Source organism: Pseudomonas sp. PSPC2-3 (assembly GCF_049898265.1).
GTDB lineage: Bacteria > Pseudomonadota > Gammaproteobacteria > Pseudomonadales > Pseudomonadaceae > Aquipseudomonas > Aquipseudomonas veronii.
In genome coordinates this window covers 298510-312901 of sequence record NZ_JAFCXJ010000010.1, presented here as the reverse complement: position 1 = coordinate 312901, position 14392 = coordinate 298510, and the positions used below count along the sequence as shown (strand labels likewise).

Below are 14392 nucleotides of genomic sequence, written 5' to 3'. Positions count from 1 at the left end.
CCTGTGACTTCACGTCGCGTCTGTCAGGCTTGACACTCACCCCGATCAGCCTTGCCAAAACGCCTATTTTAGAGCTGTCAATTAGCCAAACAGCGCATGATCGCCGGTTGGCGTGATATTCTGCGCGCCATCTTGGTCTAGTCTTTCTCCGGAACGTACACCCGTATACGTCCCGGCGGCTGGCTGTCGCCCAGGTAGCTGAAGCCAATAATGATAAGAAGTCAGCGCAGAAGGGACATAAAAGTGAGGTCGATACGTCGGCCTTGTGTGCCCACCCTGCGGTCTTTGAGTGAATGTGCAAACCCGGCGCTGCGTTGCCTGACGCCGCGTGATCGAGGGTTGCCCGGGCTCAGGGGCAGTGGGGCGGATGGCGTTTTATCATAGGTGCTACTGATGTTTAAGAAAGTAAACACGGCCCTGCTGGGGCTGGCTTTGTCGATGGGGATCACGTCCGTTCATGCGGAAGAGGCAAAGAAAGTCGATGTGCTGCTGATCGGCGGCGGCATCATGAGTGCGACCCTGGGTGTCTGGCTCAACGAGCTGGAGCCGGGCTGGTCGATGGAAATGGTCGAGCGCCTCGACGGCGTCGCCGAAGAAAGCTCCAACGGCTGGAACAACGCCGGTACCGGTCACTCGGCCCTCGCCGAGCTGAACTACACCCCGGAAGACAAGAACGGCAACGTTGAGATCCCGAAAGCGGTCGAAATCAACGAAGCGTTCCAGATCTCCCGCCAGTTCTGGTCCTGGCAGGTCCAGCAGGGCGTGCTGAAGAACCCGCGTTCGTTCATCAACTCCACTCCGCACATGAGCTTTGTGTGGGGCGATGACAACATCAAGTTCCTGAAAAAGCGTTACGAAGCCTTGCAAGCGAGCCCGCTGTTCGCTGGCATGCAGTATTCCGAAGACCCGGCGCAGATCGCCAAGTGGGTTCCGCTGATGATGGAAGGGCGTGACCCGAACCAGAAAATCGCGGCCACCTGGAGCCCGCTGGGTACGGACATGAACTTCGGCGAGATCACCCGCCAGTTCGTCGCTCACCTGCAAACCACGCCTAAGTTCGACCTGAAACTGTCGAGCGAAGTGCAGGACATCACCAAGAACGCCGACGGTTCGTGGCGTGTCAGCTACAAAAACCTGAAAGATGGCAGCAAGACCGAAACCGACGCCAAGTTCGTGTTCATCGGTGCCGGCGGCGGTGCCCTGCACCTGCTGCAAAAGTCGGGCATTCCTGAAGCCAAGGAATACGCGGGCTTCCCGGTGGGTGGTTCGTTCTTGGTGACCGATAACCCAACCATCGCCGAGCAGCACCTGGCCAAGGCCTACGGTAAAGCTTCGGTGGGCGCGCCGCCGATGTCGGTGCCGCACCTGGACACCCGCGTGCTGGATGGCAAGCGCGTGATTCTGTTTGGCCCGTTCGCGACCTTCTCGACCAAGTTCCTGAAAGAAGGCTCGTACCTGGACCTGCTGACCAGCACCACCACCCACAACATCTGGCCGATGACCAAAGTCGGTATTCGCGAATACCCGCTGGTCGAGTACCTCGCCGGGCAACTGATGCTGTCGGATGACGACCGCTTCAAGGCACTGCAAGAGTACTTCCCGAACGCCAAGCAGTCCGACTGGCGCCTGTGGCAAGCCGGCCAGCGTGTGCAGATCATCAAGCGTGACGAAGAGCAGGGCGGCGTGCTGAAACTCGGCACCGAAGTGGTCAGCTCCGCCGACAACACCATCGCCGGCCTGTTGGGTGCATCGCCAGGCGCGTCGACCGCGGCTCCGATCATGCTGACCGTGCTGCAGAAAGTGTTCAAGGACAAGGTCGCGACTCCGGCCTGGCAGGAAAAACTGCATCAGATCGTGCCAAGCTACGGCACCAAGCTGAACGACAGTCCTGAGGCTGTTGCCAAGGAATGGGCCTACACCGCCGGTATCCTGCAACTGACTCCACCACCAGCGATTCCGCAGATGACCGCTCCCAAGGCCACCGAGGCTGCCAAGCCTGCGGCTGAGCCGAGCAAACCGGCGTCTGATCTGGCGCTGTAAGACCAGGCCCTGAGACTGGGGCCGATCGGTCAAAAAAAGCCCGCTGAGCCGATGACGCTCAGCGGGCTTTTTGTGGGCGCGTGTTTATGCGCGGGGGTGGGTGCGCTCCACCGCAGGCAGTTCAACCGTTCGTTCGGCTGCCGCCAGCGCCGCCGTCAAGCCGGCTCGGTCCAGCACAACGCAATAGGCCGGTTTGGCCCGCTCGAAGCGCCAGCTTTCATCCAGCCCACCGGCATCCACGGCGTCGAAACCGAGTTCGTCGAGTAACTCGATCACTTGCGCTTTCGCCGCGGCGTCATCCGCCGCCACCGGCAGTGCGCGGCGGTCGGGTGCGCCGTGAGGGCGGGCGTCCCGCGTCAGGTCCGGTGCAAAGATTGCGTTGAATACTTTCACCACATGGGAATGCGGCAAATGCTCGGCGAGCAGCCGGCTGGTGGTGGTTTCAAAACGGTCCAATTCAGGGATATGCCCGTCGCGCTCGGGGTAGTAATTGTTGGCGTCCATCACTGTTTTGCCTTCCAGCCACTGCGCGGGCACGCTGCGGTAATGTTCCAGGGGGATCGCCACGAGGACCACGTCGCCAAATCTGGCTGCGTCTTGCGCGCTGCCCACTTTAACGCCCCAGATGCCGCTGAGTACGCTGCTCATGGACTGCGGGCCGCGGGAGTTGCTCAACATCACTTCGTGACCGGCCGCCAGCGCCAGTTGGGCCACCGCGCGTCCGATGAAACCTGCTCCAATCACGCCAATCTTCATGGCCTTGCTCCTGCAAAGTAGGGGAGCGGTTATGATGATTAACAATCACAGGGTGATAAACGAGCGTATTGGCGTGGGTGTCGTTACTGGGAGTTGGGAATGATGGACCGTCTTTCGAGCATGAATGCCTTTGTGGTCGCCGCCGAGTTGGGCTCGTATGCGCGAGCCGCCGAGCGTTTGAATATGTCGGCGCAGATGGTGGCCAAGCATGTCACAGCGCTGGAGCAGCGCCTGGGTGCGCGCTTGCTCAATCGCACCACGCGCCGACAAAGCCTGACGGAGTTGGGTAGCGCTTACTACGAGCGTTGCAAGCATATTCTGACGGAGGCTGAGGCCGCCGATTCCCTGGCGCAGATCATGAATGACACCCCACGCGGCACGCTGAAAATCACCGCCCCGGTGACCTTCGGCTCCTACAGCCTGATGCCCTTGGTGACCGCGTTTTTGCGTGACAACCCCGATGTGAACATCGACCTGCACCTCACCGATCGTTTTGTCGACCTGGTGGAGGAAGGCTACGAAGCCGCCTTCCGCATTGGCCCCCCGGCGATCACGGGGCTGACCGCCAGGCCCCTGGCGCCGTATCGCCTGGTGGTCTGCGCGGCGCCGGCCTACCTGGCGGCACGAGGCACACCGCTGTGGCCGGCGGACCTTCAACAGCATGAATGCCTGGGCTACGCCTTCTGGTCACGCCCGGCAGATCGCGAATGGGTGTTCTACCAGGGCTCGGTCCCGCACACCGTGCAGGTTGCCAGCCGTTTGCAGATCAACGAAAGCAGGGCCTTGATGTCGGCCGCGCTGGATGGGTTTGGCATTGTGCTCGGCCCGGAAGATTTTCTGCGCCCGGCCCTGGCCAGGGGCGAGTTGGTGCGAGTGCTGCCGGACTTTGACGCGCCGAGCCGGCCCATGCATTTGGTCTACACCGCCAACCGCCAGCGTACCGCCAAGTTGCGGCGTTTTGTCGAGGCTGTGCTGGAGCGCTTTGGCCCGGCTTGAGCGTTCAAATCGCGACTCGGCCTTCCGTCTGTTCCTCGGGATGCACTGTCGGCAGGTTCAGCAACCCGACAGACACCACCTGTTAAAAAGTACCCAGGCCTTGCAGGAGCGCGGCTGGAACAAGGGGGGATTTTTTACTGAGGTAGGTGTGGGGCGTTAGCGCCCGAGGGGTTTGTATGTTGCTACGTTATGCAGCATTGGCGGCCATGGTCGTCGCGGCGTCCGGGTGTGTGCAAGAGCGTGTCGTGCATGAGCGTCGACCGGTAGAACGTGAGTATGTGGAAGTGGTCGCGCCACAACCGCCGCCGATGCAAGTGATCGAAGTCGAGCCGGCGGTGCGTGAAGGTTATGTATGGTCACGCGGGTACTGGCGTTGGGACGGTGGACGTTATGTGGCGGTACACGGCCATTGGGAGCCGGTGCGCGAGGGCTACCGTTATGTGCATCCGCATTGGGTGCAACGAAATGACGGTTACCACTGGCAGCATGGTGGCTGGGTTCGCTGAACCCCGCTCAGGCCAGTCGCTTCATGCCCGCGCTCTTGGCTGCATCGAGGTCAAAGGTGGCGGTGTACTCGCAGCCGGCTGCGTGGGCGCAGCGCGCTATCAAACAGTCGGCGAAATCGGCTTTGTTCGCCGAAAACCGCCGGAGCGCCTGCCAGATGATCTCGGCATGCTCGACGATCAATTCACGGGTTCGCAGCAGCGTTTCCAGCACCGCCACCACATCGCTCTTGGCTGACTGGTAGCAACTTTGTAGCACCCATACCAACTCCACCACCGACACCAGGCTGACAAAGCCTGGCGACAGGGTGGTGAGGGATTCGATCAGCTCGGATGCCTTGGCGGATTGGACCGGATCATCCTGGGTGACATAGCGCACCAGCACATTGGTATCCAGGCCGATCATCGGGCTTTCGCTCCCTGTGCCGCAATCGCGCGGTTCATGTCCTCGATGGAAATGGCCTGGGCAGGCTTGCGGATCAGCCCCTTGAGGTCATGAACGGTTTTGCTCGCGGCAATAATGGAAAATTTGCCGTCTTCCATTTCGACGAATTCAACCCGGTCTCCCGTTTCCAGGCCCAGGGCTGTCCTGACCTGGACGGGGATGGTGATTTGTCCTTTTGAAGTCAGCGTGGCGGTCGCCATATTGAAGGTCTCCATCGTGATGCTCCTTACCTTAGGGTAAGGCGTCTGGGAGAACAAGATCCGTTGGTCCATAGGTCGCTCCTCGGTGTGGGTCAGTCGGGCTTCGTAAAAACGATAGCCCGACGTCTCCCGCCGACAAGCCTGAACACAAGGTTAAAGCGCTACAGCATGTGTGCTGACTTATTGCACCACGCGGTAGCACGGCACATATGCCGCGCCACCCGGCAACTTCATGCGGTGCTGGGCGACGAACGCCTGCAGCAGTTCATCCAGCGGCTTCATGATGGCCGGGTCGCCATGGATCTGGTAAGGGCCGTTCTGCTCGATCAGGCGAATGCCCTTGTCCTTGACGTTGCCCGCCACAATCCCCGAGAACGCGCGACGCAGGTTGGCCGCCAGTTCATGGGGCGGCAGCGCGTGGCTCAGTTGCAGGCTGGCCATGTTTTCGTGGGTCGGGTCGAACGGGCGCTGGAAGCCTTCGTCGATCTTCAACAGCCAGTTGAAGTGGAACGCATCGTTACGCTCGCGGCGGAACTGCTTGACGGCCTTGAGCCCGGCGGTCATCTGGCGGGCCACTTCGGCCGGATCGTCGATGATGATCTGGTAGTGCGCCTGCGCGGCCTCGCCGAGGGTGGCGCCGACGAATGCGTGCAACTGTTGCAGGTACGGTGCGGCGTGCTTTGGCCCGGTGAGGATGACCGGGAACGGCAGGCCGCGGTTGTCCGGGTGCATCAGGATGCCCAGCAGGTAGAGGAACTCTTCCGCCGTGCCGGCGCCGCCCGGGAAGATGATGATGCCGTGGCCGACGCGCACGAAGGCTTCCAGGCGCTTCTCGATGTCCGGCAGGATCACCAGCTCATTGACGATCGGGTTCGGTGCTTCCGCAGCGATGATGCCCGGCTCGGTCAGGCCCAGGTAGCGCCCGCCGTTGATGCGTTGCTTGGCGTGGGAAATGGTCGCGCCCTTCATTGGCCCTTTCATCACGCCGGGGCCGCAACCGGTGCAGACGTCGAGGCTGCGCAGGCCCAGTTCGTGGCCGACTTTCTTGGTGTATTTGTATTCTTCGGTGTTGATCGAGTGCCCGCCCCAGCACACCACGATCTTCGGCTCGACACCCGGGCGCAGCGTGCGTGCGTTGCGCAACAGGTGGAACACGTAGTCGGTGATGCCCTGGGAGTTGCTCAGGTCGATGCGCTGGCTGTCCAGTTCGTTCTCGGTGTAGACGATGTCGCGCAGGGCGCTGAACAGCATTTCGCGGGTACTGGCGATCATTTCGCCATCGACGAAGGCGTCGGCCGGGGCGTTCAGCAGTTCCAGGCGCACGCCGCGATCCTGCTGGTGGATACGCACTTCAAAGTCTTTATAGGCGTCGAGGATGGTCTTGGCGTTGTCGATGTGCGCGCCGGTGTTGAGGATGGCCAGGGCGCACTGGCGGAACAGGGTATAGATGCTGCCGGAGCCGGCTTCGCTCAGTTGCTGGACTTCACGCTGGGAGAGTGTTTCGAGGCTGCCCTTGGGGCTGACGGAGGCATTGATGACTTGACGTTGGGGCATTCTGATTCCTTGAAAGCACAGCCACCGCGCCCGTCATGGGGGCGATGGCTTGAGAAGAATGGGCGCCGGATACGGTCGCACGAGACGGCTATTTTCGCTGGCCCGCAGGCGCTACGCAAATACTGTCCAGCCCCATCATGCCGCAGAACCTACTGGATCAGCTTCCAGTTTTTGTAGAAAACCCGACGCAGCGTGAACACCAGGCCGGCAAACCCTGTGATCACGGCATTGAGGACGGCGGGCAACGCGGTCGGCCGCACGATATCAATGAACAGGCAGTAGCGCTTGGCATCGTTCTTGTTGAAGGACGCATGCATCAGCGTGTCATCGAAGATAAACAGTGGGTCGTCGTGCCAGTAATGCTTGTGTTTGCCCACCTGGATGTACACGCCCTCATGGTGAGGCGCCGGCGCCATGTTATAGAGCACCCGGAACATCATGCGCAGGGGGCCGAAGTGGAAGGAGGTCGAACGGTTTTCGTTGAACACCGACACGCCGATGGTCTTCACGAACGGCAATTTCTTGCGCAGTTCCGGGATGTCCAGGGTGGTTTCGATCGGCCGGCCGTACCATTGGAAAAACAGCATGCCGCGTTTCTTCTCGGCCATGCGTTCGTCCAGGTAGCCGATGATTTCATCCTTGTGGGCCATGGCGTCGTCGATCACCTGTTGCAGGTCTTCACGCCAGGCGGGCGGCAGGTCGCGCATCGTGTAGACGTGGCGGTTGCGGCTGCTCAGCAGGTCGAACAGGGTGTTGAACGGTGCCAGCAGCCAGGTATTGCGGCCGCTGCCGATGAAATATTTCTTGAAGGTGTCGCGGTCATACAGGCCGTTACGCAGGAAATCATAGATACCGCAGACCAGCACGAGGCCGAGGAACACCACGGTGGTCAGGGGAAAGAGGTAGATAATCAGCAGGACGCCGAATGCCCAGGCGAACGACACGGCTTTTTTGCGTAACGCAGATTTACTCATGAAACTCAGCTCCAGCTGGACTCCATTCGACAGGTCCAGATGCGTGGCTGCGAGTGGTGGGGTTGCGAAACATATCGAAACAACCTCGTCATGATAAGACGTTCTCAGGTCGATGGGCGTTTTAAATATTACGAAATTGTGAAGAACGGACACAGTTTTTAACCCGCGGCGCGGCTTGCGCGGCGAGTTTTGGATTGGATTTTGTAAACAGAAGATTTGCGACTATCGTGACGCTTCGGTTTTTTGGACGTCATAGACCGGTACGATTACGTTGAATGGCCACCATTGGCCTTCGGCACCTTGGAAGAGGCAGAAATTTTATGATCATCAAACCGCGGGTTCGTGGCTTTATCTGTGTGACCGCTCACCCTGTTGGCTGTGAAGCGAACGTCAAGGAACAGATCGACTACGTCACCCAACACGGCGTCATCGAAGGCGGCCCGAAAAAGGTGCTGGTCCTCGGTGCTTCCACCGGTTACGGCCTGGCCGCGCGCATCAGTGCTGCGTTTGGCTGCGGCGCCGATACCCTGGGCGTGTTTTTTGAGAAAGAAGGCGAAGAAGGCAAGCTGAGCTCCGCCGGCTGGTACAACAGCGCCGCGTTCGAGAAGTTTGCCGTCGAAAAAGGCCTGTACGCCAAGAGCATCAACGGCGACGCGTTCTCTGACGAGATCAAGCGCCTGACCATCGAGACCATCAAGAAAGACCTGGGCAAGATCGACCTGGTGGTCTACAGCCTGGCCGCGCCACGCCGCACCGACCCGCAGGGCGTGGTGCACAACTCCACGCTCAAGCCGATCGGCAAGGCCGTGACCCTGCGCGGGATCAACACCGACAAGGGCGTTGTCGTCGACACCACCCTTGAGCCGGCCACCCAGGAAGAAATCGACGGCACCGTGAAAGTCATGGGCGGCGAAGACTGGCAGCTGTGGATCGACGCCCTGCGTGAAGCGGACGTGCTGGCTGAAGGCGCCAAGACCACGGCGTTCACCTACCTCGGCGAGAAGCTGACCCAGGATATCTACTGGAACGGCTCCATCGGCGAAGCCAAGAAGGACCTGGACAAGAAAGTCCTGACCCTGCGCGACAACCTGGCCGCACTGAAGGGCGACGCCCGCGTGTCGGTGCTCAAGGCTGTGGTCACCCAGGCCAGCTCGGCGATCCCGATCATGCCGCTGTACCTGTCGTTGCTGTTCAAAGTGATGAAAGAGCAGGGCACTCACGAAGGTTGCATCGAGCAGGTCTATGGCCTGTTCAAGGACAGCCTGTACGGCCGCGAGCCGAAGCTCGACGCCGACGGCCGCCTGCGTGCCGACCTGGCCGAGCTGCAACCGAAAGTCCAGGACGCCGTGGCTGCGCTGTGGAATCAGGTCACCGACGACAACGTCAACGAGATCAGCGATTTTGCCGGCTACAAGGCTGAGTTCCTGCGTTTGTTCGGCTTTGAGATCGACGGCGTGGACTACGAGGCTGACGTGAATCCGACCGTAAAGATCAACGGTCTGGTCCAAGCCTAAACACGCTCGAAAAACATGTGGGAGCGGGCTTGCCCGCGATTGCAGTGGGTCAGCCGAAACCTCCGGCACTGACAAACCGCCATCGCGAGCAAGCCCGCTCCCACATTCGTTGTGTGTAAAGCCATCGCGATCTGCCAGACTCCATCCGCTATCAACTCACGCTAACGGAGGATCTGATGACGATTCGTGCAGTCGTTTTTGATTTTGGCGGTGTCCTGTTCGATTGGAGCCCGCAGCACCTGTACCGCCAGCTGATCGCCGATGATGACGAGCGGCAATGGTTCCTCGACAACATCTGCACCCAGGCCTGGAACACCGAGCAAGACGCCGGTCGCACCCTGGCCGAGGCGACGCGCAGCCTGGTCGCGCAATATCCCCAGCACGAAACCTTGATCACGGCCTACTACGACCGCTGGCATGAAATGCTGCGCGGGCCGTTGCCCGAGGGCGTGGCCATTCTCAAGGCGCTGCATCAGGCCGACGTGCCGCTGTTCGGGCTCACCAATTGGTCGGCCGAGACGTTCCCCTATGCGCGGGCCAACTACCCGTTCCTGCAGTGTTTTCGCGACATCGTGGTCTCCGGCGAGTTGAAGCTGATCAAGCCCGATGCCGCGATCTATCACGCCAGCCTCGGCCAGGTGCGTGCTCATCTGCCGGATATCCAGCCTGCCGAAGTGGTGTTCATCGATGATGTCGCGGGCAATATCGACGCGGCTATCGCGCTGGGCTGGCAAGGCATTCACCACGTTTGCGCCGAGCGCACCGCTGAGCGTCTGCGTGAATTGGGCGTGGGCTTTTAGCGCGCCCATTTCTCCAGGGCAAAATCCACGAACGCCCGCAGTTTAGGCAGGCGGTAACGATCCTGGCCGTACAGCAAATGCATGGGGCGGCGGGGCAGTTGATAGGCGGTCAGCAAGGCCACCAGCTTCCCGCTCTGCAGGTCGGGCTGCACCAGGGCATCGGGCAGCATGACGATGCCCATGCCTTGCACTGCCGCCTGGCGCAGGGCTTGCGAGCTGTTGATGGTCAGCGAGCCGGACACCGGAATCTCCACTTCGCCGTCCGCGTCGCTCATGCGCCACAGTTTGTCGGCGTTACGCCAATCGTCGCCGGATGGGTAGGCGAAGGCCAGGCAGTCGTGTTGTTGCAGATCCTCGGGCGTTTGCGGCGTGCCGCGTCGCGCCAGGTAATCCGGCGCGGCGCACAGGGTGATGGTGTAGTCCTGCAGGGGCCGGGCGATCAGGCTTGAGGGTTCCAGCTCGCCCAGGCGGATGGCCACGTCGAAGCCGCTGTCGACCAGGTCCATGCGTTGATTGCTGAGCACCACGTACAGCTTGATCAGCGGGTAACGTTGGGAAAATTCGCTCAAGGCCGGCGCCAGGCGTTCGGTGCCGAAGGCGGGCGGGGCGGTGATGCGCAGGGTGCCCTTGGGCACGTCGCTGTGGGCCTGTTCGGCCAATTGCTCGGAGTCGGCCACCAGCCCCAGCACTTCCAGGCAGCGCTGGTAATACTGCCCGCCGAATTCCGTGAGGCTTTGCTTGCGCGTGGTGCGCTTGAGCAGGCTGACCCCCAGGCGTTGCTCCAGGGCGCGCAAGTGGTTGCCGACCATGGTGGTCGACATCCCACTGGCATGGGCCGCGGCGGTCATGCTGCCGGTCTCGACCACTTTCACATACACCGACATCGCCTGGAACAGATCCATTATCAAGCCCTGGTTTAAAGTCATTGCAGAAAAGCACAGTTTATCCAGCTTGGGTGGCTAACGATACTGGACCCATCCCAACCCAGCACTGGAGCTTGCCACCATGACCGCCGCTTGCCTGATGACCACTTACCAACCCTTGGCCTTGAGCTTTGCGCGTGGCCTGGGCACGCGCCTGTGGGACCAGCAGGGGCGCGAATACCTGGACGCCGTGGCAGGCGTGGCCGTGACCAACGTCGGGCACTCCCATCCGAAACTGGTGACAGCCATCAGCGAACAAGCCGGGCTGCTGTTGCACACCTCCAACCTCTACAGCATCGATTGGCAACAACGCTTGGCCCAGCGTCTGACCCAACTGTCGGGCCTCGATCGTGCGTTTTTCAACAACTCCGGCGCCGAAGCCAACGAGACCGCGCTAAAACTGGCGCGGCTGCACGGCTGGAAAAAAGGCATCGAGGCGCCGTTGGTGGTGGTGATGGAAAACGCCTTCCACGGCCGCACGCTGGGCACCATGGCGGCCAGCGACGGGCCTTCGGTACGCTTGGGGTTCCAGCGCTTGCCGGGGGATTTTCTCAAAGTCGGCTTCGGCGACCTGGCGGCGCTGGAGGCGATCACGCAAACGTTCGGCACGCGCATCGCAGCGGTCTTGCTGGAACCGATCCAGGGCGAAAGCGGGGTGCAAGTGGCGCCGCCGGGTTACCTGAAAGCCCTGCGCGCTCACTGCACGCGCCACGGCTGGCTGATGATGCTCGATGAAATCCAGACCGGCATCGGCCGCACCGGCGCCTGGTTTGCCTTCCAGCACGAGGGCATCGTGCCGGACGTGATGACCCTGGCCAAAGGCCTCGGCAACGGCGTGCCCATCGGTGCCTGCCTGGCCAGGAACGTGGCGGCCGACTTGTTCACTCCGGGCAGCCACGGCAGCACGTTCGGCGGTAACCCATTGGCCTGCCGGGTGGGTTGCACCGTGCTGGAGATCATTGAAGAACAAGGCCTGCTGCAGAACGCCGCGCAACAGGGCGAGCGCTTGTTGGCCCGCTTACGGGTGGAGTTGGATGAGCACCCGCAGGTCCTGGCGATTCGCGGCAAGGGCTTGATGATCGGCATCGAGCTGGCAGACCCGTGTCGCGAGCTGGCCCTGCGCGCCGCCGAGGAACATGGGTTGTTGATCAACGTGACGCGGGGCAAGGTGATTCGCCTGCTGCCGCCGCTGACCCTGGAGGCCAAGGAGGTCGAGATGATCGTGCGGGCCATCACCCGCTTGCTGGATTGAAATGAGATCCCCTGTGGGAGGGTGCTTGCCCCCGATGGCGGTGTATCAGTCGAGCAATCTGCAACTGACACACCGCCATCGGGGGCAAGCCCCCTCCTACAGGGGATTCCGGTGATCTTCAGTGGTCACTCCCATTCAACCACTCTTGGTTCATCGTCTCGCTATCCCCCAGGTAGTCCAGCAACCAACTCATCGCCGGGGACAGTTTGTTCTGTGCCCAGGCCACGCATGACGGGCTGGCCGGGAACGGCCTGTGCAGTTGCAGCGCGACCAACTCACCACGTTCGATCCACGGCAACACCTGATGCGCCGGCGCCATGCCGACGCACAGGCCGTCGCGCAGGCAGTCAATGGCCGAGGCCCAGTTCGGTACCACCAGCCGACGCTGGTTATCCAGGGTCCAGGTATCGCGCTTGGGCAGGTTGCGCGAGGTGTCGGTCATGCACAGGGACGCGAACGGGCGCAGTTGATCGTCACTGAGCAAACCATCCTGCGCCGCCAGCGGATGTTTCGCGCTGACCACGCACAACCAGTTCAACAGGCCCATATCGCGAAACGTAAAGTGACTCGCCACCGGCACCGCGCTGGTGGCGCCGATCACGATGTCGGTGCGCTCATCGGCGAGGGCGTCCCACACGCCGTTGTACACCTCGTACTCCAGCAGCAATTCCACGTCAGGGAACCGCCGATAGAAATCCAGCACCAACTGCCGGCAGCGCTGGGGTTTGACGATGGAGTCCACCGCGACCTTCAACTGGCCGCTCCAGCCATTGGCCACTTGCTGGCACAGGCGCCGTGTACCGAGCATGGTTTTCATCACGCCGCGGGCTTCGTCTATAAATAGACGGCCGGCCGCGGTGAGCTCGACGTCGCGATGGCGCCGCACGAACAAGGGCACGGCCAGCCACTCTTCCAACTGACGCACCGTGTAGCTGATGGCCGACGGCACGCGGTGCAATTCCTGGGCGGCGGCGCTGAAGCTGCCATGGCGTGCGACGGCATCGACCACATCCAGGGAGTATTCGGACCACATGGTGGTTGCCTTCAAATTAATTGATAGAAGTATCCAATTATTATCGCTTCACAGAGAGGCTGCCAGCTTCATAATGGGCAGCAGTCAGCAAATAGTTTGATGGCAGGTTCAACAAGGCTTCAATGAAAAATTCTTTTGGTTTCACCTGGTACCTGGCGGGGCTGAGCATGCTCGGTTATCTCGCCATGGACATGTACTTGCCGGCGTTCGGTGCCATGGGCGAGCAATTACACATCGGCGCGGGCGCGGTGGGCGCCAGCTTGAGTATTTTCCTCGCGGGCTTTGCCGTGGGGCAGTTGTTGTGGGGGCCGTTGTCTGACCGACTGGGGCGCAAACCGATCCTGCTCACGGGCCTGAGCCTGTTCGTGCTGGGTTGCGTCGGCATGTTCTGGGTCGAGACCGCCACGCAGCTGCTGGCACTGCGTTTTATCCAGGCGATTGGCGTGTGTTCCGCCGCCGTGAGCTGGCAGGCACTGGTGATTGACCGCTACCCGGCCGACAAGGCTCACCGCGTGTTCGCCAGCATCATGCCGCTGATGTCGTTGTCGCCGGCCCTGGCGCCGCTGTTGGGGGCCATGGTGCTGAATCACTTTGGCTGGCAGGCGATTTTCGCGGTGTTGCTGGGCGTGTCGCTGCTGTTGCTGCTGCCGACTCTGTTCCTGCGCACCGCGCCGAAACGGCTGGCGGAGGCGGGTGAACCGACGCGCCTCGGATATGGACAATTGCTCGGCTCGCGCGTGTTCACCGGCAACGTCATGATCTTTGCTGCCTGCTCCGCCAGTTTCTTCGCCTGGTTGACCGCCTCGCCGTTCATCCTCGGCGATATGGGCTACAGCCCGAATGACATTGGCCTGAGTTATGTGCTGCCGACCCTCGCGTTCCTGATCGGAGGCTACAGCTGCCGCAGCGCGTTGCAGCGATTCCAGGGCAAGACGCTGTTGCCCTGGCTGCTGGTGGCCTACTGCATCAGCATGCTGGCGTTGTACCTGGTCGCCACCTTGAGCGTGCCGACCCTGACCACCTTGCTGATCCCGTTCTGCCTGATGGCGCTGGTCAACGGCGCCAGTTATCCCATCGTGGTGGCGAATGCGCTGATGCCGTTTGCGGAAAATTCCGGCAAGGCAGCGGCGCTGCAAAACACCCTGCAACTGGGCCTGTGTTTTCTCAGCAGCCTGTTGGTGTCGTCGATGCTCGAACAGCCGCTGCTGATCACCGTGATCGTGATGCTGGCGACCGCGCCGCTGGCGGTGCTGGGTTACTGGTTGGCGCGGCCGAAAACCGATGATTCGCAGTTGGCGAATGCTTGATCTGACAGGTGCGCGCTGGATAGCCTGCGCTGCATCAGGTTTACCGAGCCGATGCGATCGCAGGCAAGCCAACTCCCACACGTGATTACGGTTTC

General features: G+C 61.3%; 14 protein-coding genes. 7 read left to right on the top strand and 7 right to left on the bottom strand.

Annotated elements, in window-relative coordinates; all coding sequences use genetic code 11:
- Positions 1-393 precede the first annotated feature (393 nt).
- Positions 394-2040 carry a malate dehydrogenase (quinone) gene (gene mqo, locus ACP7E3_RS24005; RefSeq protein ID WP_046384303.1) on the top strand — a complete coding sequence of 549 codons (1647 nt, stop codon included), beginning with the start codon at positions 394-396 and terminating at the stop codon, positions 2038-2040.
- Between the two features lie 84 nt (positions 2041-2124).
- Here mqo and ACP7E3_RS24000 read toward each other — a convergent pair whose 3' ends face one another.
- Entirely contained in the window at positions 2125-2796 is a 672-nt protein-coding gene (locus ACP7E3_RS24000) for an NADPH-dependent F420 reductase (protein WP_046384302.1), read from the bottom strand.
- A 99-nt stretch (positions 2797-2895) separates the two neighbouring features.
- Between ACP7E3_RS24000 and ACP7E3_RS23995 the strand changes: the two genes are divergently transcribed.
- Together ACP7E3_RS23995 and ACP7E3_RS23990 are read left to right on the top strand one after the other, a co-directional pair.
- Entirely contained in the window at positions 2896-3792 is an 897-nt protein-coding gene (locus tag ACP7E3_RS23995; RefSeq protein WP_169863919.1) for a LysR family transcriptional regulator, read from the top strand.
- A gap of 176 nt (positions 3793-3968) precedes the next feature.
- Entirely contained in the window at positions 3969-4298 is a 330-nt protein-coding gene (locus tag ACP7E3_RS23990) for a YXWGXW repeat-containing protein (RefSeq protein WP_046490468.1), read from the top strand.
- A 7-nt stretch (positions 4299-4305) separates the two neighbouring features.
- Here ACP7E3_RS23990 and ACP7E3_RS23985 read toward each other — a convergent pair whose 3' ends face one another.
- From ACP7E3_RS23985 to ACP7E3_RS23970, 4 genes are all read right to left on the bottom strand, one after another.
- A complete protein-coding gene (locus ACP7E3_RS23985) occupies positions 4306-4701 on the bottom strand; it encodes a PIN domain-containing protein (RefSeq protein ID WP_017848878.1) in 396 nt (131 codons plus the stop codon).
- Positions 4698-4955: an AbrB/MazE/SpoVT family DNA-binding domain-containing protein gene (locus ACP7E3_RS23980; RefSeq protein ID WP_026140263.1), complete on the bottom strand. Its 258-nt coding sequence runs from the start codon at positions 4953-4955 to the stop codon at positions 4698-4700. Before ACP7E3_RS23980 ends, ACP7E3_RS23985 begins: the two co-directional genes overlap by 4 nt.
- Positions 4956-5120: 165 nt before the next feature.
- Complete coding sequence (ppnN, locus tag ACP7E3_RS23975; RefSeq protein ID WP_046490470.1) at positions 5121-6494, bottom strand: nucleotide 5'-monophosphate nucleosidase PpnN; 1374 nt, start codon at positions 6492-6494, stop codon at positions 5121-5123.
- 149 nt (positions 6495-6643) lie between these two features.
- Positions 6644-7468, bottom strand: a complete 825-nt coding sequence (locus ACP7E3_RS23970) for an aspartyl/asparaginyl beta-hydroxylase domain-containing protein (protein ID WP_046384298.1) — start codon at positions 7466-7468, stop codon at positions 6644-6646.
- Between the two features lie 320 nt (positions 7469-7788).
- On the opposite strand from ACP7E3_RS23970, the gene fabV reads away from it, so the two are divergent.
- Positions 7789-8982 carry an enoyl-ACP reductase FabV gene (gene fabV, locus ACP7E3_RS23965; protein WP_046384297.1) on the top strand — a complete coding sequence of 398 codons (1194 nt, stop codon included), beginning with the start codon at positions 7789-7791 and terminating at the stop codon, positions 8980-8982.
- A 176-nt stretch (positions 8983-9158) separates the two neighbouring features.
- Positions 9159-9782 (top strand): HAD family hydrolase, encoded by a 624-nt coding sequence (locus ACP7E3_RS23960; RefSeq protein ID WP_169863921.1) that lies wholly within the window; start codon positions 9159-9161, stop codon positions 9780-9782.
- Here the strand turns inward: ACP7E3_RS23960 and ACP7E3_RS23955 are convergent.
- Complete coding sequence (locus ACP7E3_RS23955) at positions 9779-10684, bottom strand: LysR family transcriptional regulator (RefSeq protein ID WP_017848872.1); 906 nt, start codon at positions 10682-10684, stop codon at positions 9779-9781. The genes ACP7E3_RS23960 and ACP7E3_RS23955 overlap by 4 nt on opposite strands.
- A 103-nt stretch (positions 10685-10787) precedes the next feature.
- Between ACP7E3_RS23955 and ACP7E3_RS23950 the strand changes: the two genes are divergently transcribed.
- On the top strand, positions 10788-11957 hold the full coding sequence (locus tag ACP7E3_RS23950; RefSeq protein WP_201022033.1) for an aspartate aminotransferase family protein: 1170 nt from the start codon (positions 10788-10790) through the stop codon (positions 11955-11957).
- Positions 11958-12075: 118 nt separating this feature from the next.
- On the opposite strand, the gene punR is transcribed toward ACP7E3_RS23950, so the two are convergent.
- Positions 12076-12990 carry a DNA-binding transcriptional activator PunR gene (punR, locus tag ACP7E3_RS23945; protein WP_426124582.1) on the bottom strand — a complete coding sequence of 305 codons (915 nt, stop codon included), beginning with the start codon at positions 12988-12990 and terminating at the stop codon, positions 12076-12078.
- A gap of 122 nt (positions 12991-13112) precedes the next feature.
- Between punR and punC the strand changes: the two genes are divergently transcribed.
- Entirely contained in the window at positions 13113-14297 is a 1185-nt protein-coding gene (gene punC, locus ACP7E3_RS23940; protein WP_134939682.1) for a purine nucleoside transporter PunC, read from the top strand.
- Positions 14298-14392 lie beyond the last annotated feature (95 nt).